General features: G+C 69.5%; 21 protein-coding genes. 10 read left to right on the top strand and 11 right to left on the bottom strand.

Translation table 11 applies throughout. The annotated features are described in order from the left end of the window. Positions 1-43: 43 nt before the first annotated feature. Positions 44-961, top strand: a complete 918-nt coding sequence (locus CVV76_RS09585) for a s-adenosyl-l-methionine--l-methionine S-methyltransferase (RefSeq protein ID WP_102224422.1) — start codon at positions 44-46, stop codon at positions 959-961. A gap of 32 nt (positions 962-993) precedes the next feature. Here CVV76_RS09585 and CVV76_RS09580 read toward each other — a convergent pair whose 3' ends face one another. Continuing rightward, positions 994-1875 (bottom strand): LysR family transcriptional regulator, encoded by an 882-nt coding sequence (locus tag CVV76_RS09580; protein ID WP_102224470.1) that lies wholly within the window; start codon positions 1873-1875, stop codon positions 994-996. Between the two features lie 112 nt (positions 1876-1987). Here CVV76_RS09580 and CVV76_RS09575 point away from each other — a divergent pair, with 112 nt between their 5' ends. Next, positions 1988-2410, top strand: coding sequence for a CidA/LrgA family protein (locus CVV76_RS09575; protein WP_102224421.1), 423 nt, complete (start codon positions 1988-1990; stop codon positions 2408-2410). Continuing rightward, positions 2382-3092, top strand: a complete 711-nt coding sequence (locus CVV76_RS09570; RefSeq protein WP_199178553.1) for an LrgB family protein — start codon at positions 2382-2384, stop codon at positions 3090-3092. Before CVV76_RS09575 ends, CVV76_RS09570 begins: the two co-directional genes overlap by 29 nt. A gap of 5 nt (positions 3093-3097) precedes the next feature. Here CVV76_RS09570 and CVV76_RS09565 read toward each other — a convergent pair whose 3' ends face one another. Next, the gene (locus tag CVV76_RS09565; RefSeq protein ID WP_102224420.1) at positions 3098-4018 is read right to left on the bottom strand and encodes an MYG1 family protein; all 921 of its coding nucleotides are present in this window, start codon (positions 4016-4018) and stop codon (positions 3098-3100) included. 283 nt (positions 4019-4301) lie between these two features. After that, positions 4302-7760: a bifunctional proline dehydrogenase/L-glutamate gamma-semialdehyde dehydrogenase PutA gene (gene putA, locus CVV76_RS09560; RefSeq protein ID WP_102224419.1), complete on the bottom strand. Its 3459-nt coding sequence runs from the start codon at positions 7758-7760 to the stop codon at positions 4302-4304. 104 nt (positions 7761-7864) lie between these two features. Between putA and CVV76_RS09555 the strand changes: the two genes are divergently transcribed. Then, positions 7865-8329, top strand: coding sequence for an Lrp/AsnC family transcriptional regulator (locus CVV76_RS09555; protein WP_102224418.1), 465 nt, complete (start codon positions 7865-7867; stop codon positions 8327-8329). A gap of 88 nt (positions 8330-8417) precedes the next feature. Here CVV76_RS09555 and CVV76_RS09550 read toward each other — a convergent pair whose 3' ends face one another. From CVV76_RS09550 to CVV76_RS09540, 3 genes are all read right to left on the bottom strand, one after another. Continuing rightward, a complete protein-coding gene (locus CVV76_RS09550; protein WP_102224417.1) occupies positions 8418-9644 on the bottom strand; it encodes a DUF2235 domain-containing protein in 1227 nt (408 codons plus the stop codon). Beyond that, entirely contained in the window at positions 9631-11937 is a 2307-nt protein-coding gene (locus CVV76_RS09545) for a xanthine dehydrogenase family protein molybdopterin-binding subunit (RefSeq protein ID WP_102224416.1), read from the bottom strand. Before CVV76_RS09545 ends, CVV76_RS09550 begins: the two co-directional genes overlap by 14 nt. A 187-nt stretch (positions 11938-12124) precedes the next feature. Continuing rightward, on the bottom strand, positions 12125-13270 hold the full coding sequence (locus CVV76_RS09540) for a type III PLP-dependent enzyme (RefSeq protein WP_102224415.1): 1146 nt from the start codon (positions 13268-13270) through the stop codon (positions 12125-12127). A 232-nt stretch (positions 13271-13502) separates the two neighbouring features. On the opposite strand from CVV76_RS09540, the gene CVV76_RS09535 reads away from it, so the two are divergent. Further along, positions 13503-13934, top strand: a complete 432-nt coding sequence (locus CVV76_RS09535; protein WP_102224414.1) for an Lrp/AsnC family transcriptional regulator — start codon at positions 13503-13505, stop codon at positions 13932-13934. A 52-nt stretch (positions 13935-13986) separates the two neighbouring features. On the opposite strand, the gene CVV76_RS09530 is transcribed toward CVV76_RS09535, so the two are convergent. After that, on the bottom strand, positions 13987-14631 hold the full coding sequence (locus CVV76_RS09530) for a winged helix-turn-helix transcriptional regulator (protein WP_102224413.1): 645 nt from the start codon (positions 14629-14631) through the stop codon (positions 13987-13989). A 76-nt stretch (positions 14632-14707) separates the two neighbouring features. Between CVV76_RS09530 and CVV76_RS09525 the strand changes: the two genes are divergently transcribed. Both CVV76_RS09525 and CVV76_RS09520 read left to right on the top strand, forming a co-directional pair. Next, a complete protein-coding gene (locus CVV76_RS09525) occupies positions 14708-15070 on the top strand; it encodes a DUF1428 domain-containing protein (protein WP_102224412.1) in 363 nt (120 codons plus the stop codon). After that, positions 15067-15855, top strand: coding sequence for a VOC family protein (locus CVV76_RS09520; protein ID WP_102224411.1), 789 nt, complete (start codon positions 15067-15069; stop codon positions 15853-15855). The genes CVV76_RS09525 and CVV76_RS09520 overlap by 4 nt, the downstream gene beginning before the upstream one ends. A 58-nt stretch (positions 15856-15913) precedes the next feature. On the opposite strand, the gene ygfZ is transcribed toward CVV76_RS09520, so the two are convergent. After that, entirely contained in the window at positions 15914-16669 is a 756-nt protein-coding gene (ygfZ, locus tag CVV76_RS09515) for a CAF17-like 4Fe-4S cluster assembly/insertion protein YgfZ (RefSeq protein ID WP_102224410.1), read from the bottom strand. A 109-nt stretch (positions 16670-16778) separates the two neighbouring features. Next, the gene (locus CVV76_RS09510; protein ID WP_102224409.1) at positions 16779-17933 is read right to left on the bottom strand and encodes an amidohydrolase; all 1155 of its coding nucleotides are present in this window, start codon (positions 17931-17933) and stop codon (positions 16779-16781) included. Between the two features lie 61 nt (positions 17934-17994). Between CVV76_RS09510 and mazG the strand changes: the two genes are divergently transcribed. After that, a complete protein-coding gene (mazG, locus tag CVV76_RS09505) occupies positions 17995-18864 on the top strand; it encodes a nucleoside triphosphate pyrophosphohydrolase (protein ID WP_102224408.1) in 870 nt (289 codons plus the stop codon). A gap of 117 nt (positions 18865-18981) precedes the next feature. Here the strand turns inward: mazG and CVV76_RS09500 are convergent, their stop codons facing one another. Further along, complete coding sequence (locus CVV76_RS09500; RefSeq protein ID WP_102224407.1) at positions 18982-19347, bottom strand: RidA family protein; 366 nt, start codon at positions 19345-19347, stop codon at positions 18982-18984. Between the two features lie 159 nt (positions 19348-19506). On the opposite strand from CVV76_RS09500, the gene CVV76_RS09495 reads away from it, so the two are divergent. Continuing rightward, positions 19507-20445: a nucleoside hydrolase gene (locus CVV76_RS09495; protein ID WP_102224406.1), complete on the top strand. Its 939-nt coding sequence runs from the start codon at positions 19507-19509 to the stop codon at positions 20443-20445. Positions 20446-20450: 5 nt separating this feature from the next. Here the strand turns inward: CVV76_RS09495 and CVV76_RS09490 are convergent, their stop codons facing one another. After that, complete coding sequence (locus tag CVV76_RS09490; RefSeq protein WP_102224405.1) at positions 20451-20774, bottom strand: DMT family transporter; 324 nt, start codon at positions 20772-20774, stop codon at positions 20451-20453. A gap of 222 nt (positions 20775-20996) precedes the next feature. Between CVV76_RS09490 and CVV76_RS09485 the strand changes: the two genes are divergently transcribed. Further along, positions 20997-22433: a protein adenylyltransferase SelO gene (locus tag CVV76_RS09485; protein WP_102224468.1), complete on the top strand. Its 1437-nt coding sequence runs from the start codon at positions 20997-20999 to the stop codon at positions 22431-22433. Positions 22434-22437 lie beyond the last annotated feature (4 nt).

Genomic DNA, 22437 nt, shown 5'->3' with positions numbered 1-22437 from the left:
GGTTGCCCCCGCCGCGAGACCGGCCCAGACGCTGAAAGACCCCATGACCGATTCCAAGCCTCTCCCGAGAGACACCGAAAGCTACGAGACCGCGCCCTCCCCGGTCTCTCCCGAATTCGCCTTCGACCCCACCGATCCCTGGACCGAGACCTTCCAGAAGGGACTCGAGCGCGCCGAGCTGCGTGACAAGCGGGTCTACGAGGTGGGCGTCGGCACCGGCATCAACGTGGCCTTCATGCTGCACATTTGCGGCGCCGCCGCCGTTGCCGGAAGCGACCTCGACCCACGGCTGGCGCAACTGGCCGAGGCCAACGTGCGCCGCCTCGCCCCGCGTGAGGCCGACCGTTTCACCCCCGTGCACGGGGAGGTCAGCCTGATCGACCATCCCGAGGCCCGCACCGCGGTGGAGCGCGCCGACATCGTGATCGGCTGCCTGCCGCAGGTGGGCGACCCCGACGATCCCCGCCTGTCCAGCTTTCGCCGCGCGCAGAAGGTAGCGCTGGCCGACGGCGCCGAAGACCGCGAGGCCGACCACCTTGCGCATTACTACCCCTGGGCCGATTTCGACGCGTTTCCCTTCAACGCCGTCGGCCTTGGCCTGAACGAGGCGCTGCTGCGCCGGCTGCGGGCGGTGGCGCCCTCGGCCGAGGTGGTGCTCAACTTCGGTGCGCGGATCGGCACGGAGGTGATCTGCGGCCTGTTCGAGGCGAACGGCTACACCCCCGAGATCCTGCATGCTCAGGTCGTGCGGCAGCACGCGGGCACCGATTTCTCGTTCTTCGTGGCGCTCGAAAAGGCACTGCGCGGCAGTGGCCTCGACGGTGATTTCGCGTGCGAATTCTACGCCGATCCCGAGGGCCGGCAGCACCTGACCGCGATCGAGGCGCAGGAACGCGTCGACAGCGACCCGGACGCCCCGCTCTTCCACGAGGTCTGCGTGATCCGCGGCCGCCCCACCTGAGCCCTTCCGCCCGAACCACTCTTCCCGCGGCCTCAGGGCCGACCGCCCTCGCGCAGGCAGGCAAGCCACGCGCGGGCGGCATGGGACAGATAGGCATCGCGGCGCCAGACCATGGCCATGTGCCAATCCGTATCGGCATGGTCGAGCAGCACCTGCGCCACCAGATGGCGGTGCTGCTCGCGCGTCATCAGCCGGGGCAGAAACGCCACGCCCAGGCCTGAGGCGGCCAGTTCGACGATGAAATCCACCTGGCTGCTGCGCACCGCGACCTGCGGGGTAAAGCCCCGGCGGCGGCAGGCCTCGACGATGATCCGGTTGAGGGCGAAACCGCTTTCGAACAGGATGAACGGGATGTCGCGCAGCGCGTCGATCCCGATCGCGCCGGCCTTCGCCAGCGGGTGATCGCGTGACAGCAGGGCCATCAGCGGCTCGCGCCGGACATCCTGCCAGGCGAATTCCTCGGACACCGGCAGCAGCGATCCGGCGAGGTCAAGCTCCCCCGCCCGGACCACCTCCTCCAGCCGCGAGCTGCCGTGTTCGACCAGGTGGATGTCGACCCCGGGATACCGCGCGCGGTAGCTGGCCAGCACCGGCGCGAACAGAACGCTTGATCCGATCGGCGGCAGGCCGAGGCGCAGCGTGCCGCGCTGCAGGCCGCGGATCTCGTCGATCTCGCGCATCAGGTCCGCCTGTTCGGCAAGGATCCGCAACGCCCGGCGGTGCACCACCTCCCCCGCCGCGGTGAGGCCGACGCGCTGCCCCGCCCGGTCGATCAGCGGCACGCCAACCTCGTCCTCCAGCTGCCGCACCGCCTTGCTCACCGTCGACTGGGTGGCAAAGACGGCCTCGGCCGCGCGGGTGAAGCCACCCTGGCGGACCACCTCGACGAACATTCTCAGCGTGCGGAAATTCATCATCATTCCATATTGGAATGATGATCAGTCACACAAGTCATTTTACGAATTTCCGCCGCGCCCCCATATTGCCCCCAGGGAAGGAGACACGCGCCGAACGGGAGTTTCCGCCATGACCGCCCACCACCTCTCCGTCCGCTTCCGCTACGGCCTGCGCCACAGTGCGCCGGGACAGATCGTCTTCCTCGGCCTGATCTGGCTGTTCAGCCAGGAGGTGGTGCGCGCGACCGGGTTGCCCCTGACCGGCGGCATCGTCGGCCTTGCGCTGGTGCTCTTGCTGCTGGCGACGCGCCGGATCAGCGTGCTGAGCCTGAGGCGCGGCGCAAGCTGGTTCCTGGCCGAGCTTCTCCTGTTCTTCATACCCGCGGTGCTGGCGGTGCTGAACTATCCGCAATTGTTCGGCCTGCTCGGGCTGAAGATCATGGTGGTGATCCTCGGCGGCACCGTCGCCGTGATGGGCGTGACCGCGATGACGGTCGAGCTTTCGGGCAAGTGGAGGGCGCGCCATGCCGCATCCCATGCTCTCGACGCTTGATCCCTGGCTCGCGACGGCGTTCTGGTCGGCGCTGACGATCGCCTTCTACCTGCTGGCCAAGCGGCTTTACCGTCGCTGGCCGCACTGGCTTCTGATGCCGCTGGCGCTGACGCCCGCGCTGCTGATCGTCGTGGTGCTGCTCATGCATGCAAGCTACGGCGATTACATGCACGGCGCCGGCTGGCTGCTGACGCTGCTCGGGCCCGCGACCGTGGCCTTCGCGGTGCCGATCTACGAACAGCGCGCGCTGATCCGGCGCGAATGGCCGGTGCTGGCCTTCGGCATGGTCGCCGGAAGCCTGACCGCGATCGGGACAAGCTGGCTCCTCGCCACGCTTCTGGGGCTGAACGGCGCGCTGAGGCTGAGCCTGCTTCCGCGCTCGATCAGCACGCCCTTCGCGATGCAGGTCTCGCAGGACATCGGCGGGGTACCGAACCTGACGGCGGTGTTCGTCGTGCTGACCGGGGTTTTCGGCGCGGTGCTGGGCGACATGATGCTGACCTGGCTGCCGATCCGCAGTTCGCTTGCCCGTGGGGCTGTGCTGGCGATCGGGGCCCACGGGGCGGGCACCGCGCGCGCCAACCAGCTGGGGGTGGAGGAAGGCTCCATCGCCGGGCTGCTGATGGTGTTGGTGGGATTGCTGAACGTGCTGGTCGCGACCCTCCTCGCCGCCCTGGCCTGAGGCCCCTACACCTCCGCCGCGGCGACCGCCAGCTCGGCCATCCGCAGGACCGCCGCGTGCGTGGCGGCGACGGCGATGAACCGGGCATTGTGGCAGAACTTCGCCCCTGGCACGCCACTGACCGCCTCGAGCGCCGCATCGGTCAGCCCGGCCCAGGCCTCGGGCAGGTCGGCCCGGCTTTCGAAGGTGTCGCCACCCTTGCGGATCGTGGTCAGGGCCCAGTCTCCGTCGCGCGGGTGGATCACGAACAGCAGGTGATCCGCCCCCGCCTTCTCGACGGCCGAGCGGAAGGGCATGCCCATCGGCAGTTCGAGGATGCGCGCGGCCCCGGCGGCCTCGATCGCCTGCATCACCATCGCCTCGGCCCGGCACTTGGCGGCCCGCCCCTCGACCGCCGCCTCGACGAAGGCCCGCGCCACATCCAGGGCGCGAAGGAAGGCGACATCGTCGGCGCCCGCACCGCGGCTGTCGAAGGCGGGCTTCAGCGTCTCCAGCAGCGCGGGCAGCGTCAGCCCCGCCAGAGGCCCCGCGACCGAGGGTTCCAGCGCGCCGTTGTCGACAAGGTCGACCGGCAGCACGAACCCCTTGTCAAAGCTCGCGTGGACCTCTTCCACCGCCGCCTCGGGCACCCCGGAGGCGCGCAGGTAGGCGTGGCCGAAATGCTTCCAGATCAGCCCGAAGGAACTGTAGGGTTGCCCGTCCTCGCGCAGCGGATTGGGCCGCTGGTGGTGGTCGAAGATGCCGGTCACGGCGTCATAGGAGCGGCCCACGTCATAGATGATCCGGCCCTCCCCCGGGGTGATCCACGCCGCCTCGCGCGAGCGGACCAGCGCGGCGTCGGGATAGAGCCGGGTGAGGATGACGGAGGACAGAAGCTCGTCGGCATGGAAGCCGCCGGAATGGGTGACAAGGTGGGTGATGGTCATGGCATGCCCCGGCGTTGTTGGACGGGGTGGCCGGTCGCGGCGCCCCGGAATGTCTTGATCAGCGCGGCGCGCGCCGCGAAGCGTGGGATTGCCTGACCGCACCGCCCGGCGGCGCCTCGCCAGGCGGCGTCGCCCCGGGGTATCCCGGATTCGGTCCCCGGTTGCCACCGGTTTCTGCGAGTTGACCGCGCACAGGGCCCGGCGCGGCACAAGAGACACGGGCGGGGCAGCCGGGGAAGCCCCCGATGCCCCGCCCAGGATGCGGGCGAAAAGGCGTGGCGGCCTAGCCGTCGCCCGCCGCCGCCAGAAGCTGCGCGTTGCCGCCCGAGGCGGTCGTGTCGATGCAGACGTGGCGTTCCAGCAATACCCGCCCCGCATCCGGCGCCTCGGCGATCAGCGGCAGGATCGGCCCGTCGCGCCGCGCCAGCGCCTGCGCATAGGCACGCCCGGTCTCCGCATCGCCCCACCACAGCACGCCCGAGAAGCCTTCGAGCGTCTCGAGCAGTTCCGGCGCCACCGCCCCTTCGGCCGCCACCGCCGCGCCACGCAGCGCCTCGACCGCCGCAAGCTGACGCGCGGCGACCTCCGGCCCCGGGCCGAGGCACAGGACCGGCGCGCGCGGCACCAGCGACAGCCGGTTCGATTCCCCCGTCGGCCCCGGAAGCTCGGTCACCCGCACGGTGCCGTCCTTGCGCCGGGCGGTCCGAAGCGCCGACTGAAGGCGTTGCGAATCCGCGGCACCGGGCCACGCGCCGCCCTCGGGCCGCTCGGCCCGGGCAAAGCGCGGCAGGTACTCGGGCCCGCCGGCCTTGGGGCCGGTGCCGGAAAGACCTTCGCCGCCGAACGGCTGGCTGCCGACCACCGCGCCGATCTGGTTGCGGTTGACGTAGATGTTGCCGACGTGCAGCCGGTCGACCAGCGCCTGAACCCGGTCGTCGATCCGGCTGTGCAGGCCGAAGGTTAGCCCGTAGCCGGTCGCGTTGATCGCCGCGATCACCTTCGGCAGGTCGCGGCCCTTGAACCGCGCGATGTGCAGCACGGGGCCGAACACCTCGCGCTCCAGATCGTCGATGCCGCCCACGCGGATCGCCACCGGGGGCACGAAATGGCCGTCCACCGGCGCCGCCAGCTCATGCAGCACCCGGCCCTGGGCGCGGGCACCGGCGACGTACTCCGCGATGTCCGCCTGCGCCTCGGCGTCGATCACCGGGCCCACGTCGGTTGCAAGCTCCCACGGGTTGCCGAGCGCTAGATCGTCCATCGCGCCGAACAGCATCTTCTCGATCCCGTCCGCCACGTCCTCCTGCACGTAGAGGCAGCGCAGGGCCGAACAGCGTTGCCCCGCGGACTGGAAGGCCGAGGCGAGGATGTCGCGCACCGCCTGTTCCGGCAGCGCGGTGCTGTCCACCACCATGGCGTTGAGGCCCCCTGTCTCGGCAATCAGCGGCGCGTCGGGCGACATGTGATCGGCCATCGCCCTGCGGATCATCAGCGCCGTCTCGGTCGAGCCGGTGAAGGCCACGCCCGCAACCCGGGGATCCGAGGTTAGCGCCGCGCCCACGGTCGCCCCGTCACCAGGCAGGAACTGCAGCGCGGTTTCGGGCACCCCGGCCTGATGCAGAAGGCGCACGGCGAGTGCCGCGATCAGCGGCGTCTGCTCGGCGGGTTTGGCGATCACCGCATTGCCGGCGGCCAGCGCGGCCGAGACCTGACCGGTGAAGATCGCCAGCGGGAAGTTCCAGGGCGAGATGCAGACGAAGGTGCCGCGCGGCGGCTGCGCCAGCCCCAGCGCCCCCTCGCCATAATAGCGCAGGAAATCGCAGGCCTCGCGCAGCTCGCCCACCGCGTCGGCCATCGACTTGCCCGCCTCGCGCGCCGCAAGGGCGAAGAAGGCGCCGTATTCGTTTTCGTACAGCTCTGCCGCGCGGCGCAGCACCGCCGCACGTTCCGCGGCGGGGGCGTCCCAGGTTTGCGCCGCGGCAAGGGCGGTTTCCACGTCGGCGGGCGTCGCGGGCGTGACCCGGCCCACCTTGTCCGCCGGCCGCGCGGGGTTCAGGGCCTCGTAGGCCGTGCCGCCCTCCACCGGCCCGGCGATCACCGGGGCGGCATGGAAATGCTCGGCGTGGAAAGCCCCACGGGCCTCGTCGATCTCGGCCAGCTCGGACAGTTCCGTAAGGTCCCACCCGCGCGAGTTGCCGCGCCCGCCGAACAGGTCCGGCCCCTTGCGGATCGCCGGGTTCGACGGGCTGGGCAGCAGCGGTTCGATCGCCGCGAAGGGGCAGGCGGCGACCACCTCGGGGGGCACGTCCTCGTCCACGATCTGGTTGACGAAGGAGGAGTTGGCGCCGTTCTCCAGCAGCCGCCGCACCAGATAGGCCAGCAGGTCGCGATGCGCCCCCACCGGCGCGTAGATGCGGCAGCGCGTACCCTCGGCCTTGTGGACGATGTCGTGCAGGCGCTCGCCCATGCCATGCAGGCGCTGAAACTCGAAAGCGTCCTTGTCGGTGGCCATTTCAAGGATCGCGGCGACGGTATGGGCATTGTGGGTCGCAAACTGCGGATAGATCCGGTCGGTCATCGACAGAAGCTTGCGCGCGTTCGAGACATAGCTGACGTCGGTCGAGGCCTTGCGGGTGAAGACCGGGAAATCCGGCAGGCCCATCACCTGCGCGCGCTTGATCTCGCTGTCCCAATAGGCACCCTTGACCAGCCGCACCATGATCCGCCGGTCCAGCCCTTGCGCCAGTTGGTAAAGCCAGTCGAGCGCCGCGCCGGCGCGCCGCCCGTAGGCCTGCACCACCACGCCGAAGCCCTGCCAGCCGGCCAGCACCTCGTCCGCCAGCACCGCCTCGATCACGTCGAGCGACAGGTCGAGCCGGTCGGCCTCCTCCGCGTCGATATTGAGGCCGATGCCGGCCTTGGCCGCCTGCCGGGCCAGTTGCTGCATGCGCGGCACCAGCTCGTCCATCACCCGGACGTGCTTGGCCACCTCGTAGCGCGGGTGCAGCGCCGACAGCTTGACCGAGATCCCGGGGTTGTCGCGGATGTCGTCGGATTTCGCCGCCCCGCCGATCGCCGCGATCGCGTCGGAATAGGCCTTGAGGTAGCGCAGCGCGTCGGCCTCGGTCCGGGCGGCCTCGCCCAGCATGTCGTAGCTGTAGGAATAGCCCTTCGCCTCCATCCCGGCGGCGCGGTCCATGGCGGACTTGATGGTCTCGCCCAGCACGAACTGGCGCCCCATCTCCTTCATCGCGCGGCCCACGGCGGTGCGGATCACCGGCTCGCCCAGCCGCCTGACGGCGGCGCGCAGGTGGCCCGCCACGCCCGGCTCACGCTCGTCCAGCACGCGGCCGGTCAGCATCAGCGCCCAGGTCGAGGCGTTGACCAGCGACGAGGCCGAGCGGCCAAGGTGGCGGCCCCAGTCGGACGGCGCGATCTTGTCCTCGATCAGCGCATCCATCGTCGGCGCGTCGGGCACCCGAAGCAGTGCCTCGGCCAGGCACATCAGCGCGATGCCCTCGTCGGTGGACAGGCCGTATTCGGCAAGGAACACCTCCATCAGCCCGGGCTTGGCGCTGGAGCGGATCTTGCGCACGAGGTCGGCGCCGCGGGCGGTGATGCGGGCGCGGTCGTCGGGCGACAGCGCGGCGGCCTCGATCAGCCGCGCAAGCAGCGGGCCCTCGGGCGCAAGGGTCGATGCGCGGATCGTCGCGCGGGGGTCGGCAGGAACGGAAACTTGCATGGCGCGATTCTCCTTGATGGGTCATCATAGGCCGGAGCGGCCACCCGTTTGTCCTGAATTAGACTCAACGGCAGGCCGAAAGAACTGAATATTCGGAGAATGACATGCCACAAGACCCGGCGGACCTCGACCGTTTCGACCATGCGATCCTGCGGGTCCTGTCGGCCGAGGGCAGGATCAGCGCGACAGAGCTGGCCCGCCGCATCGGATTGTCGAAATCGCCGACCCAAGCGCGGCTCAAACGGCTGGAGGAAGCCGGGGTGATCACCGGCTACCGCGCCCTGCTCGACCCGATCCGGATGGGCCTTGCCCATGTCGCCTTCGTCGAGGTCAAGCTTTCGGACACGCGCGAGGCCGCGCTGCAAGCCTTCAACAAGGCGGTGACGACCGTGGGCGAGATCGAGGAATGCCACATGATCGCGGGGCATTTCGACTACCTCCTCAAGGTGCGGACGGCGGACATCCAGGAATACCGCAAGGTCTTGGCGGAGCGGATCTCGGCCCTGCCCCATGTGACCGCCACCTCGACCTATGTCGCGATGGAATCGGTGAAAGATACCCCGATCTGAGGCCCCCGCCCAAGTCCCTCGGGCCAAGGCCCCCTCCCCAAAGGTCTCGTCCAAATCTCTCCGGTGCCGGGTGTCAGGGCGCCCGATGTCACGGCGCCGGGTGCAGGCCCGCCGGCGCGGCGGGGCCACTCTCCTCTGGCATCGGGCGCGGCACCTCGGCCGCCGCAGGGGCCATGATCGGCGCGGCGACCGGCGTCGCCCGCGCCGCGGCAAGGCTTCTTGGCAGCGTAATCCTGGGCAGCGCGATCCGCGGCAGCCGGCGCCGGTGCAGGTGGCGGGCCTCGTACCAGGACCGGGCAGTGGGATGTACCGCTTCCGAGGCGTCGCGGCCGATCGGGCGGCGGCGACGGATCAGGAAGGCCTTGCCCCAGCCCATCCAGGTGCCGCACATCGGCGCCTCGGCATCGGTCTCGAACCGCTCGCGCCAGCGCGGCGGCAGGGTCAGCCCCGATCCGGCCGCCTTGTCCAGCATCCAGACCAGCGGGATGTTCGACAGCGGCCGCCCGGGCGAGAAGCCCCCCAGCATGCCGCCGACATCGCCATGGGTACCGCGAAACCAGACTTGTTCCACCCGCCCTTCCCAGGCGTCGGGGGTCGTCCACAGCACCGGATCGAAGGCCCGCCGCGTCTCGTCCAGCGCCAGCGCGTGAAAGCCGCGCAGGATCGCCGGGCCAAGGTCGTGGTTGTGAAACGCGTGCTGCGGCGCGCTCATCCGCCACAGCAGCGGCAGCCGCCAGCCAAGCGCCTTCACGGTGTCGAAAACGCCCACCATCTCGATCTTCACGTCGGCATGGCAGAAGCGGCGGGCGAAGGCCCGGCCCGCGTCGCGCCCCGGCGGCATCTGGTAATGGCGGTAGGCGGTGCGGATGTTGCGCACCGTCGCCTCCTCGGCCCGCACGAGGCCGACCCGGTCGATCACCCCCGCCAGCGAGCGTACCGCATAGGCCCCGCGCGAGTAGCCGAACAGAAAGATCCGGTCGCCCGGGCGGTAGCGAGAAGCAAGGAAGCCGTAGGCGCGGCGGATCTGACGGTTGATCCCCCGCCCCGAGATCACGTCGGCCGACTGGCGCCAGCTTTGCCACTGGATCCCCGCCTCGTAGTAAAGCGACAGGCGGGGCGAGGGCGTCAGTTCGGACAGCAGCTTGTAGGCCAGGCCCGCATTCGTCTCCATCCCGGCGTCGAGGGTCGACAGGGTGCCGTCGAGGATGACGACGTGATCGACCGGTTCACGCGCGAACCGCGCGCCCGCCGGAGTTTGCGACGTGACCCGGCGCCGTGGCCAGATCCGTGCGAGAAGCTGCTTAACCCGCGACACCGCCTTCCATTGCCTCCGTTTCGGCCTCTCTGAGCCACCCCCAGACCCGGGACGGTGTCAGCGGCATATCCACCCTTCGGACCCCGCGTGCCCAGAGCGCATCGAGCGCGGCATTGGTCACCGCCGCCAGCGCCCCCACCGTGCCCGCCTCGCCACAGCCCTTCATGCCCAGCGGGTTCGCCGTCGAGGGCACGGGTTCCGTGGTGAAGCGCATCATCGGCATGTCCGAGGCGCGCGGCATCGCGTAGTCCATGAAGGAACCCGTCAGAAGCTGTCCGGTTTCATCAAATCCCACGTGTTCCATCACCGCCTGCCCGAATCCCTGCGCCACGCCGCCGTGCACCTGCCCCTCGGCCAGCTGAGGATGCAGGATATTCCCGAAATCGTCAGTGATCGTATAACGATCGAGTGTGAGTTGCCCCGTCTCGGGGTCGATCTCGACTTCGGCCACATGCGCGCCATTGGGATAGGACCGCCCGGGCAGCTTGGTTTCCTCGTGATGGGTCAGCAATTCGGGCCGCCCGGCCCGGCGCGCCATCTCTGCCGCCTCCATCACCGTCGGCGTCAGGTTCGATCCCGGCGCGCGGAAGCGCGTGCCGTCGAATTCCGGCCGCTCGCCCATCTCGCCTTCCAGGAAATCGGCAAAATTCGCGATCATCGCCTCGGCCGTCGCCATGGTCGCCACGGACTGCACGGTGACGGAGCGCGACCCGCCGGTGCCGCCGCCCTTGGCGATCAGATCGCTGTCGCCCTGCACCACGACGATCTTGTCCACCGGAATGCCCATCCGGTCCGACAGGAACTGGGCGTAGACCGTCTCGTGCCCCTGCCCGTTCGACTGGGTGCCGACATAGAGGTTCACCGTGCCATCCTCGGCGAATTCCACCTTCGCACCCTCGGTCGGGTCGCCGAGGATCGCCTCGAGGTAATAGGACAGGCCCACGCCGCGCAGCATCCCCTTCGCCTCGGACGCGCGGCGCCGTTCGGCGAGGCCCGCAAGGTCGGCCTCCTGCGCCACCCGGCTCATCACCCGGTCGAATTCGCCCACGTCGTAGAACTCGCCCGAGGCAGTCTTGTAGGGGAAGGCCGCCGGCGGGATGAAGTTCTTGCGCCGCAGGGTCAGCGGATCCACCCCCAGCTCACGCGCGGCCATGTCCATCGTGCGTTCCAGCGTGTAGATCGCCTCGGGCCGGCCTGCGCCGCGATAGGCATCGGTCTGGGTGGTGTTGGTGTAGATGCCCCGCGCGCGTACATGCACCGTCTGCACGTCATAGACGCTGGTCAGCACGCGCGAGGAGATCTGCGACTGGATCAGCTGCCCGAAGTTCGAGTTGTAGGCGCCGAGGTTCGACAGGATGTCCACCCGGTAGGCGGTGATCCGGTGATCCGCGTCGAACGCCAGCTCGGCCACGCTCACGAGGTCCCGGCCGGCGTTGTCGGTCAGCATCGCCTCGCCGCGGTCGCTCATCCAGTGGCAGGGGCGGCCGAGGATCTTTGCCGCCGTGGCGACGGCGAAATGCTCGGGGTACGGCCCCGCCTTCATGCCGAAGCCGCCGCCAACGTCGCCGGTGGTGATATGCACCGCGCCGGCGTCGAGCGAGAGCGCCTTTGCCATTTGCCGCTTGAGGTTCCATACGCCCTGGCTGTTGAAGGCCAGGTGCAGGCGCGATCCGTCCCAGTCGGCGGTGACGCCGCGCGGCTCCATCGAGTTGACGATGATCCGGTTGTCCTCGACCCGCAGCGTCACGGTGCGGGCGGCGGCGGCAAAGGCCGCCTCGGTCGCCTCGGCATCGCCGAGGGTCCAGTCGTAGGCCACGTTTTCCGGCGCCTCGTCATGGATCTGCGGTCCGCCCGGCGCGATCTCCAGATGCACCGGCAGGTCATCGAATTCGACCGCGATCGCCTCGGCCGCGTCGCGCGCCTGCATCACGGTCTCGGCCAGCACCAGCGCGATCGGCTCGCCGACATACCGCACCCGGTTGCGCGCCAGCGCCGGACGCTCGGGCGCGGCCCCCATGGAGCCGTCGGAATTCTGCACGCAGGTCGCGGGGACGTTCGCCGCAAGCCCCGCCGCCTCCAGATCCGTCAGCGTCAGCACGGCCGCGACTCCCGGCATCGCGCGGGCCTCGGCCACGTCGAGCGTCGTGATCTCGGCATGCGCGACCGGGGAGCGCAGGAATTGCGCGACCAGCGCGCCATCGGGCCGCGTATCGTCGATGAACCGGCCCTCGCCGGTCAACAGCCGCACATCCTCGACCCGCTTGATCGACTGGCTCTTTCCGAATCCGCTCATACCCTGCGCCCTTCCCTGCTGGCCCTCGCTCGCTGGGGGGAGCCTAACCCGTCGCGCGGCGCTGTCCAGACGCCGCAACGCAGAATCGGGTTTCTGCACCGCCAGCCCCACGTCGCCGAAAACCCGCCAAACGCAACGCGGCGCCCCCGTCGCCGGGAACGCCGCGCCTCCATCCCCTGCGGGAAGATCAGCCTTGCAGAGACAGGACCGTCACGAGGCCCAGGTCGCCGAAGCCGTTGAACCGGGTATTGGTGGCCATCGAATAGGCGCCCATGCCGTGGAAGACGAGGTAATCCTCCTCCTCAAGGTCGCCCGGCAGCGGCAGCTCGCCCGGCAGGCGGTCGACGCTGTCGCAGGTCGGGCCGAAGACGATGCGGTTGACCGTGTCGCCGGTGCGGCGCTGACCGGTGGGAGAGACCGCCTCGATCCGGTCGATCACGCCGATCATCGGCAGCTCCATCAGCGCGCCGTAGACGCCGTCGTTCAGGAACACGTGCTGATCGTCGCGGATCGCCTTGACCCGGGCGGCCAGCGTGAACGCCTCGGCGCAGAGGCCGCGGCCCGGCTCGCACACCAGCGCGGGGCGGGCGTCGCCGAAAGCCTCGGTCGTGGCGCTGTCGATCAGGGCGAAGATCGCCTCGAGCTGCGGCTGCACGTCGTTCAGCCGGTGCGAGGGGAAGCCGCCGCCCACGTTCAGCCGGCGGATCGTGACGTCCGCGCCCTGCGCGATCTCGGCGGCGGTGTGGATGTAGGTCTCCCACGCCGCGGGATCGGTGCACTGGGTGCCCGGGTGGAAAGTGAGCGAGGGGATGAAGCCCGCCTGCGCCGCCTTCGCCAGAAGCTCGATCGCCAGGTCGACTGTCGCGCCGAACTTGGCGCCGAAGTTGTAGGCAGCCCCCTGCACCGGAAGCTTGAAGCGCACCGAGATCTCGCAATTCTCGGCCGGCACCAGCTCGATCAGCTTGGCCAGCTCCGAGTGGCTGTCGACTGACCACGACTTCACGCCCATCTCGACCGCGGCGCGGATTTCGCTGCGCGCGCGGACCGGGTTGTTGTAGTGCAGCGCGGCATGCGGTGCGAGCCGGCGGATCATCGCGATCTCGTTCGGCGAGGCGACGTCGAAGCCCTGGATCCCCGCGGTCGCGAGGTTGGCGATGACGATCTCGTCCGGGTTCGATTTCACGGCATAGGTCACCAGCCCCGGAAAGCCGTTCAGGAACCGCCGGGCGGTCGCCTGCAGAACCGCGGGCGAAAAGAACATCGCCGGGCTATCAGGTTGATTCGATTTGAGGAATTCGGACGGGTTGGTCCAGATTGTCTTCGAGAGCCCCATCGGCGTGTTCCCTTTCGCTGCCAACAGAGCGCAAGCCTTCCAGCCCTGGCATGACCAGTTCGGAGCCGCATGCGCGTTCAACCAAACCAGGCCAGGTACGAGCTGTGCGCGCCCTTTGATCCTGAAAGCAAGTCTCGCCCATATGAATGTTGTTTTCACCGATGAAAAGGGTTGAATTGTCCGAAATCGTCGTCAAAATGACGAAACTGGCAGGCAAATTCGCAAGGCTTCGATGGACGACCTCGACGAGAAGCTTCTGGCGGCGCTGGCGGCGGACAGCAGCACCTCGACCTCGCGTCTCGCGCGGCGTTTCAAGGTGGCGCGATCGACCGTTCAGGCCCGGATCGAGCGGCTGGAACGAACGGGAATCATCGCGGGCTACACGGTGAAGCTGGGTAACGTGGCGCTTGGCCGGCGGATTCGCGCGACCGTTCTGGTGCAGGTCGAACCGCGGTCCACACCGCAGATCCTGCAACGACTGAAAGGGATGCCGGAGGTCGAGATTGTCCACACCACCACGGGCCGGGTTGATCTGATCGTGCAGATCGCGGCGGGCACGACGCAGGAGCTCGACCTTGTCCTCGACCAGGTGGGAGCGATTCCCGGGGTGAAATCGTCGGAAAGCCTGATCCAGCTGTCGACCAAGATCGACCGGGCGATCTGAGCGGTCATTCGAACGGGCGGGACGACGCCCCGTTCGGGGATCTAGCAACGGCTCAGCGCAGGTGAAACCGGTCGACGAAGGCCTGCCCCAGCGCGAGGTCGCCGCGGAACCCCACCGTTTCTGCCGTCTCGGCCAGCGGCTGCGGCCCGTAGACCGCCGCGGCCACCGCGTTGGTCGTGCCCGAGAACCCGATGTCGCCGCCCGGCACCTCGGCCCGCGCGACCTTGTAGGTGCCGTCCATCCGCCCCTCGAATCCGTCGCCGTCGAAGTCGAAGCCAATCGTCAGCCGAGGGCCGCCCGGCGCGGCCATCGCCCGCATCGACAGCATCAGCGCGGTGGGCGAGATGAAGAGCCCCGGGTCGTGCCCCGGCATCCCCGCGCCCCACCGGCAAAGCGCGCGGATCACAGGCCAAAGCCCCCTGCCCGCCGCGCTCAGCGCATAGACCTGAACCGAGGCCGGCGCCGGGATCTGCCGCGTCTCGACCACGCCGGCCGCCTGCAGGTCGCCCAGACGCCGGGTCAGGATGTTCGCGCTGATCCCGGGCAGGCCCGCCCGGATCGCACCGAAACGGCGCGGCCCCAACATCAGCTCGCGCACCACCAGAAGCGCCCAGCGGTCGCCGATCAGGTCGAGGGCATGGGCCGCGATGCAGCCCTCCTCATAGCGTCTTTGCGGGGTTTCGCCTGCCTTGGTCATGTTTTCTAATTTATAGTTGTTTTTTGTAACTTCAACGCTCAGCCTTGTCTCAGGGAGAATCGAAAGGGCATGTGCGATGACCTATGTCGACGGGTTCCTCACCCCCGTGCCTGCGGACGGACAGGAGGCCTATCTCGCCTTCACCCGCCGCGCCTGGGCGATGTTCCGCGATCTCGGCGCGACTGGCACGATGGAATGCTGGGAAGACGATGTGCCCGACGGCCAGCAGACGGATTTCCGCCGCGCGGTGCAGGCCGCACCGGGCGAGAAGGTGGTGTTCAGCTGGATCCTTTGGCCCGACAGGCCGACCCGCGACGCCGCCATGGCGAAGATGTCCGACGCGACCGTGATCGCCGGGCTGGGCGGGATGCCCTTCGACGGCCGCCGGATGATCTTTGGCGGCTTCACACCGATCATGACCTCGGAGGATGCGACATGAGCGACAGTTTCCACGGCCTGCCCTGCTGGTTCGAACTGATGAGCCCCGACCTCGACGCGGCGAAGGCCTTCTATTCCGGGCTGTTCGGTTGGGAGGTGACGGATGCCGGGATGGAGGGTTTCACCTATCTGCTGGCAAAGGCGGAGGGCACGATGGCCGCCGGCATGATGGCGGTGCCGGAGCCGGGCATGCCGCCGTTCTGGGTGATGTACCTCGCGGTCACCGACGTGGATGCCGAGGCCGAGGCGATCCGCGCCCAGGGCGGCGAGGTTCACAAGGCGCCCGCCGACATTCCCGGCACCGGGCGCTTTGCCGTCGTCGCGGATCCGCAGGGCGCGGTATTCGGGCTCTTGCAGCCGCTGCCGATGGAAGGGGGTGGCGCGCAGGATGGCGCGGGCCGGGCCTTCGACCAGGGCAAGGCGGGCCATGGCAACTGGCTGGAGTTGCAGACCACCGACCAGAAGGCGGCGCTCGGCTTCTATGCCGGGCGCTTCGGCTGGACGCTGGATCACGCGATGCCGATGGGCGAGATGGGCAGCTACGACGTCTTTGCCCGTGAAGGCACGCAGATCGGCGGCATGATGCCCAAGGTCGCGCCGGTCCCCCGCCCCTTCTGGCTGGTGTATTTCGGCGTGAACGACGTCGCGGCGGCGCTGGCCGGGATCGAGGCGCAGGGCGGCAAGGTCGTCAACGGGCCGATGGAAGTGCCCGGCCCCGCGCTGGTGGCCCAGGCGCGCGACCCGCAGGGCGGACTTTTCGCCGTGGTCGGGCCGAAGCCCGCGTGACCAAGCGCCCTCGGCGGGGTGCGGCGCCGGACGGTCCCGCCGACCGACGCGCGCGCCTTCAGGCGGTGACGGTCGCCGCACCCGCGTGCAGCACGCCCTCCGCCCGGTCGAGCCGCAGGAAGGCGATCGCGCGGCCGCCCGACTGGGTATAGAGCGTGCCGGCGGTCTTGCCGCCCTCGGTCATCAGCTGGGTGCCCACAGGGGCCGCCCCCTCGACGGTGACGGTGCGCAGGCCCTTGCGCAGTTCGGTCTTGTGCTTCATCCGCGCGGTCACCTCCTGGCCGACGTAGCAGCCCTTGCGGAAGTCGACGCCGTTCAGGCGTTCGAACCCCGCCTCGAGCAACAGCGTCTCCTCCGGCACCAGCTCGATCCCGCTTTCGGGGATGCAGCGCGCGACGCGAAGCGCGTCCCAGTCGGTCTCGCCCTCGCCCGCCGACAGGCCGTAGCCGCGCCAGCCGAGGCCCGGGTCGCGCGGATCGGCAAAGGCGCCCTCGGGCACCGGGCCGAGACCGCGCACGACGGCCATGTCGGCTTCGGCGATCTGCACCTTGGCGCGCAGCCGATACATGTTCAGCCGCTTGATGAGCCCGTCCGCCAGCGCCGCCTTTACGTCGAGCAGCACGCTTTCGCCGTCCGCCTCGGGAACCAGGAAGAAATCGGCAAGATACTTGCCCTGCGGCGTCAGCAGCGCGGCATAGACCAGCCCGTCCTTCAGCCGCCCGACATCGTTCGAGACGAGGCCTTGCAGGAAATCGCGCGTGTCCGGGCCGGTGAGGCGCAGGATGCGACGGTCGGGGGTGCGTTCGCCGGGCATGGGAACTCCTTTCCAGGGATTGCCCCCGGGATATAGCATCCGCCGGGCGCCATGAAAGGGGCCGCACCTTCTGGCCCCCTCATGACCTGCCGCGGCGTCCGCCCGGGCCCTACCCCATCGGCAGGGCCCTTTCCACGAGACGGGCGAGGAAGCTCGCGCCGATCGGGGCCGCCTTGTCGTTGAAGTCGAAATCGGTCTCGTGCACCAGCGGACCCTTGCCCTGGCCAAGGAACAGGAAGGCGCCGGGCCTGGTACCGAGCATGGCGCCGAAATCCTCGCCGCCCATATGCGGATGGCCGAGGATCTCGACCCCCGAGATCTCGGCCGCGACCTCGGCGGCCAGGGCCGTCTCGGCCTCGTGGTTCACGGTGGGATCGAGGTCGATCTTGGACGAGATCGTCACGGAAACCCCCATTGCGGCGGCAACGCCCTCGCAGATCTCCTTCATCCGGCGGCGGACCATGTCGCGCGCCTCGACCGAGAAGCAGCGGATCGTGCCGCCGATCCGTGCCTCGGCCGGGATCACGTTGAAGGCGGAGCCGGCGTTCACCTGGGTGATGGACAGCACCACCTCGTCCGTCGCATCGGCATTGCGCGACACGATGGTCTGCAGCGCATTGGCCATCACCAGCATCGCCGCCACCGGGTCGGAGCTTTTGTGCGGATAGGCCGCGTGGCCGCCGCGTCCGGTGATGTGGATGTTGAAATCCCCCACCGAAGCCATGAACGGCCCGGGCCGGGTGGTGAAGACGCCCAGATCCTCGCCCGCCGAAGTGTGGATGGCAAAGACCCGTTCCACCCCGAAGCGGTCCATGATCCCCTCGGCCAGCATCGCCTTGGCACCTTCGCCCGTCTCTTCCGCGGGCTGGAAGATCAGCGCGACCGTGCCGGCGAAGTTCCGCGTTTCCGCCAGATACTTCGCGGCGCCCATCAGCATCGTCGTGTGGCCGTCGTGGCCGCAGGCATGCATCGCACCCGGCACCTGCGAGGCATAGGGCGCGCCGGTCGTCTCGGGCATCGGCAAGGCGTCCATGTCGGCCCGCAGACCCAGCGTCGGCCCGGCCGCGCGCCCCTTGATCAGCGCGACGATCCCGGTGCGGCCGATGCCCTCGTGGATCTCGTCCACGCCGATCTCGCGCAGCCGCTCCGCCACGAAGGCCGCGGTCTTGACGCAGTCGAGGCCGATCTCGGGGTTCTGGTGGATATGCTGGCGCCAGCCCGCCATCTGGGCTTCGGCATCGGCGATCGAGTTGAGGACGGGCATGGTGGACTCTCCGGCTGTCGTGAGGTTAACCGGACCCAAGCGCAAATCGCCGGAGGCTGCAATGTCCGATCCCGCATCCACCCCGCCTTCAACCGGCAGGGACCGCGCCGCGTCCGAGCGGCTGGTGCACGATCCGGAGGGCGGCATCGACCGGCTGGTCGAGATCATGCGCCGCCTGCGCGACCCCGAGGGCGGCTGCCCCTGGGACCTGGAGCAGGACTTTGCCACCATCGCGCCCTACACGATCGAGGAGGCCTATGAGGTCGCCGACGCGATCGACCGCGCCGCCTGGGGCGAGCTGCAGGGCGAGCTGGGGGACCTGCTGTTCCAGTCGGTCTATCATGCGCAGATGGCGGCCGAGGCGGGGCATTTCGACTTCGCCGACGTGGTGCGCGGGGTCAGCGACAAGATGGTCTCGCGTCACCCCCATGTCTTCGGCGACGAGAGCCGCGACAAGTCGGCCGAGCAGCAGACCGCGGATTGGGAAAAGATCAAGGCCGCCGAACGCGCGGGCAAGGCCGAGCGCGGCGCGCTGGACGGGGTGGCGGCAGGGCTGCCGGGGCTGACGCGCGCCGTGAAACTTCAGAACCGCGCGGCGCGGGTGGGCTTCGACTGGCCCTCGACCGACGAGGTGATCGACAAGATCGCCGAGGAGGCGCGCGAGCTGGTCGAGGCCCGCGCCGAGATGACCGAGGCCGAGGTGTTCGAGGAATTCGGCGACCTGATGTTCGTCGTGGCGAACCTTGCCCGCCACCTGAAGATCGACCCCGAGCAGGCGCTGCGCGCCGCCAATGCCAAGTTCACCCGCCGCTTCGGCGCGGTCGAGGCGGCGCTAGCGGAGCGTGGCAAGCGGCCCGAAGACAGCGACCTGGCCGAGATGGATGCGCTCTGGGACGCGGCAAAGGCGGCGGAGAAGGCGACGCAGGGCTGATTTCCCGGACGGGGCGCTGCGTGGCGAGTGCCGGGATTTGCGTATTTGGGGAACAATGAAAGGCAGGCGGCCTTTCGCACGGGCCGGGGTCAGCGGGGCGATGTCAGCGGGCCGGGATCAGCGGGCCGGGATCAGCGCCACCACCTTGATCTCGACCAGGAGGCCCGGGTGGGCCAGTTCCGAGACGCCGATCCGCGTCCAGGCGCAGGTGCCGCGCGGGAAGCGGCGGTTCTTCACGGCGCGGAACAGGTCCATATGCTCTGCCATGCCCACGTGATAGGTCGTCATCTCGACCACGTCCCCGAAGCCGCAGCCGCCTGCGGAGAGGACGTCGGATAGGTTCCGCCAGCAGGCCTCGAACTGCGCCTCGGGGTCGTCGATCACCTCGAGCGCGTCGTCGCGCCCGACCTGGCCCGCGCAGAACAGCAGGTTCCCCGCGCGCACGGCAGGCGCATAGCCCTTTTCCACCACGATCGCCGCCATCGAGGGGGGGGACGATGGTCTCTCGTTCCTGGGTCATGGCGGGTCTCGTTGGTTGCGGGGTCCGCGCCGGGCTACACCCGGGGCGCGCGGCTGTCGAGGCGCCCCCTCGACAATCGCCGCGTCCTCCGGTCTTGTCGCCGTTCAGACAGGAGGCAGGCCATGAGCGCGCGAAAGATCATCATCGACACCGATCCCGGCCAGGACGACGCCGTGGCGATCCTGCTGGCGCTGGCCAGCCCCGAGGTCGAGGTGCTGGGCATCACCGCCGTCGCGGGCAACGTGCCGCTGCCGCTGACCGCGCGCAATGCCCGCATCGTGTGCGAGCTGGCCGGGCGGCGCGACATCCGTGTCTTCGCCGGCTGCGACGCGCCCATGTCGCGCGGCCTCGTCACTGCGGAGCATGTCCATGGCAAGACCGGCCTCGACGGGCCGCAGCTGCCCGACCCCACGATGCCCCTGCAAGACACCCATGCCGTCGATTTCATCATCGACACGCTGAGGGCCGAGGCGCCGGGGACCATCACCCTTTGCCCGATCGGGCCGCTGACCAACATCGCCACCGCCTTCCGCCGCGCCCCCGACATCGTGGAGCGCGTGCAGGAGATCGTGCTGATGGGCGGCGCCTATTTCGAGGTGGGCAACATCACCCCCGCGGCCGAGTTCAACATCTACGTCGACCCGGAGGCGGCGGAGATCGTGTTCGGCGCGGGCGCGCCGATCACGGTGATGTCCCTCGACGTGACGCACAAGGTGCTGGTGACGGGGCCGCGCACCGAGGCCTTCCGCGCCATGGGGACCGAGCCGGGACGGATGGTCGCCGAATGGACCGATTTCTTCGAGCGCTTCGACAAGGAGAAGTACGGCTCCGACGGCGCGCCCCTGCACGACCCCTGCGTCATCGCCTGGCTGATCGAGCCCACGCTCTTTTCCGGCCGGCAGATCAACGTCGAGATCGAGACGAAGGGCACGTTCACCCAGGGCATGACCGTGGCCGACTGGTGGGGCGTGTCGGGGCGCGCGCCGAACGCCTTTTTCGCGGGTGACGTGGATGCCGACGGCTTCTTTCGCCTGCTGACGGAGCGGATCGCCCGGCTCTGACCGGCTCAGGCCCCGCCTTCGGAAAGCTTCATCACGACGAGGCCCGCCACGATCAGCACGGCGCCCCCCAGCCGCAGCGGCGTCACCGCCTCGCCCAGCACGGTCACGCCCAGAAGGAAGGCGCCGATCGTGCCGATCCCGGTCCAGACCGCATAGGCGGTGCCGAGCGGCAGGGACCGCATGGCAAGCGAGAGGACGAAGAAGCTCGCCACCATGGTGACGACGGCGATGATGCTGGGCAGGGGAACGGTGAAACCCGCGGATTTCTTCAGGTAGAAGGCCCAGACGACCTCCAGCACCCCGGCGATTGCAAGCGTGATCCAGGCCATGGCACGGCCCTTTCCGAACGAGGCCGGGCCGTCCCGGGAAGATGCGAAGGACGCGGGCCGTCCCGCGCCCGGGGACCCTAACCCTCCGCGGCCACCGGTTCAATGGCGGGGTCGATGGCCCCCCCCCTCGCCGCCCGCACCGCAAAATCCTTGCTCAAGGATTTTGGCAAGAGTTTTGCGCAAAACTCTTCCTCCCCCCGCCCGAGCGACTATCTTGGGGATATCATGCTTCACATCCCGTTCGACAATTCCTACGCCCGCCTGCCCGACCGCTTCTATGCGCGCCAGGGCCCCACGCCCGTGGCCACGCCCGGCCCGATCGCCGTGAATGCCCCGCTCGCGGCGGAACTGGGGATCGACCCGCAGGCGCTGACCGCGCCCGAGGGCCTTGCCGTTCTCGCCGGCAATGCCCTGCCCGAAGGCGCCGACCCGATCGCGCAGGCCTATGCCGGGCACCAGTTCGGCGGCTGGTCGCCGCAGCTCGGCGATGGCCGCGCGATCCTGCTGGGCGAGGTGGTGGACCGCGAGGGCCGGCGCCGCGACATCCAGCTCAAGGGCTCGGGCCCCACCCCGTTCTCGCGCCGTGGCGACGGGCGTGCCTGGGTCGGCCCCGTGATCCGGGAATACCTCGTGTCCGAGGCGATGCACGCGCTCGGCGTGCCCACCACCCGCGCGCTGGCCGCCGTCACCACCGGCGAACGGATCCAGCGCGAGCGCGCCTTTCCCGGCGCCGTGCTGACCCGCGTCGCATCCTCCCACATCCGCGTCGGCACCTTCCAGTATTTCGCCGCGCGCGAGGATACCGAGGCGCTGCGCCTTCTCGCCGACCATGCCATCGCCCGGCACTATCCCGGGGCCGAGGGCGCGATGGGCCTTCTGGACCGCGCCGTCGCGGCACAGGCCGCGCTCATCGCGCAATGGATGTCGCTCGGCTTCATCCACGGCGTCATGAACACCGACAATTCCCATGTCGGCGGCGAGACGATCGACTACGGCCCCTGCGCCTTCATGGATGGCTATCACCCCGACACGGTGTTCTCCTCGATCGACCAGCAGGGCCGCTACGCCTATTCGAACCAGCCCAACGCCGGGCTGTGGAACCTTGCGCAATTCGCCTCGGCGCTGCTGCCCCTGATGGGCGCGGACACCAACGCCGCGATCGAGGCCGCGACAGAGGCGGTCTACCGGTTCGAGCCGCTCTACCAAACCGAGTGGCTGTCGCGGTTCCGTGCCAAGCTGGGCCTTGCCACAGCGGAAGAGGACGACCCGCAGCTGATCGACGGGTTCCTGACCCTCATGGCAGGCCAGGAGGCCGATTTCACCCGCAGCTTCCGCGGCCTCGCCGAAGGCACTGCGCGCGCCGAATTCGCCGACCCGGCCGCCTACGACGCATGGGAAGCCTCCTGGCACGACCGCCTCGCCCGCGAGGGCCGGCCACTGGCCGAGGCGCAGGCCGCCATCGCCCGGGTCAGCCCCGCGATCATCCCCCGCAACCATCGGGTGGAGGAGGCGATCCAGGCGGCGGTAGGCGGCGATCTCGGCCCGTTCGAGGCACTTCATGTCGCCCTTGCCCAGCCTTTCGACGCCGATCCCGCCTCGCCCTGCCGCGCTGCGCCGGCGCCGGACCAGCGCGTCCTGCGCACCTTCTGCGGAACCTGACCCG

It is taken from the genome of Acidimangrovimonas sediminis (assembly GCF_002871005.1).
Classification (GTDB): domain Bacteria; phylum Pseudomonadota; class Alphaproteobacteria; order Rhodobacterales; family Rhodobacteraceae; genus Acidimangrovimonas; species Acidimangrovimonas sediminis.
This window is presented reverse-complemented; position numbering and strand designations above follow the sequence as displayed.

Bases quoted from the DNA above. Each gene is read 5' to 3' on its own strand.
- CVV76_RS09585 (WP_102224422.1), top strand. From the start codon at position 44: ATGACCGATTCCAAGCCTCTCCCGAGAGACACCGAAAGCTACGAGACC.
- CVV76_RS09580 (WP_102224470.1), bottom strand. From the start codon at position 1,875: ATGAATTTCCGCACGCTGAGAATGTTCGTCGAGGTGGTCCGCCAGGGT.
- CVV76_RS09575 (WP_102224421.1), top strand. From the start codon at position 1,988: ATGACCGCCCACCACCTCTCCGTCCGCTTCCGCTACGGCCTGCGCCAC.
- CVV76_RS09570 (WP_199178553.1), top strand. From the start codon at position 2,382: ATGCCGCATCCCATGCTCTCGACGCTTGATCCCTGGCTCGCGACGGCG.
- CVV76_RS09565 (WP_102224420.1), bottom strand. From the start codon at position 4,018: ATGACCATCACCCACCTTGTCACCCATTCCGGCGGCTTCCATGCCGAC.
- putA (WP_102224419.1), bottom strand. From the start codon at position 7,760: ATGCAAGTTTCCGTTCCTGCCGACCCCCGCGCGACGATCCGCGCATCG.
- CVV76_RS09555 (WP_102224418.1), top strand. From the start codon at position 7,865: ATGCCACAAGACCCGGCGGACCTCGACCGTTTCGACCATGCGATCCTG.
- CVV76_RS09545 (WP_102224416.1), bottom strand. From the start codon at position 11,937: ATGAGCGGATTCGGAAAGAGCCAGTCGATCAAGCGGGTCGAGGATGTG.
- CVV76_RS09540 (WP_102224415.1), bottom strand. From the start codon at position 13,270: ATGGGGCTCTCGAAGACAATCTGGACCAACCCGTCCGAATTCCTCAAA.
- CVV76_RS09535 (WP_102224414.1), top strand. From the start codon at position 13,503: ATGGACGACCTCGACGAGAAGCTTCTGGCGGCGCTGGCGGCGGACAGC.
- CVV76_RS09530 (WP_102224413.1), bottom strand. From the start codon at position 14,631: ATGACCAAGGCAGGCGAAACCCCGCAAAGACGCTATGAGGAGGGCTGC.
- CVV76_RS09525 (WP_102224412.1), top strand. From the start codon at position 14,708: ATGACCTATGTCGACGGGTTCCTCACCCCCGTGCCTGCGGACGGACAG.
- CVV76_RS09520 (WP_102224411.1), top strand. From the start codon at position 15,067: ATGAGCGACAGTTTCCACGGCCTGCCCTGCTGGTTCGAACTGATGAGC.
- ygfZ (WP_102224410.1), bottom strand. From the start codon at position 16,669: ATGCCCGGCGAACGCACCCCCGACCGTCGCATCCTGCGCCTCACCGGC.
- CVV76_RS09510 (WP_102224409.1), bottom strand. From the start codon at position 17,933: ATGCCCGTCCTCAACTCGATCGCCGATGCCGAAGCCCAGATGGCGGGC.
- mazG (WP_102224408.1), top strand. From the start codon at position 17,995: ATGTCCGATCCCGCATCCACCCCGCCTTCAACCGGCAGGGACCGCGCC.
- CVV76_RS09500 (WP_102224407.1), bottom strand. From the start codon at position 19,347: ATGGCGGCGATCGTGGTGGAAAAGGGCTATGCGCCTGCCGTGCGCGCG.
- CVV76_RS09495 (WP_102224406.1), top strand. From the start codon at position 19,507: ATGAGCGCGCGAAAGATCATCATCGACACCGATCCCGGCCAGGACGAC.
- CVV76_RS09490 (WP_102224405.1), bottom strand. From the start codon at position 20,774: ATGGCCTGGATCACGCTTGCAATCGCCGGGGTGCTGGAGGTCGTCTGG.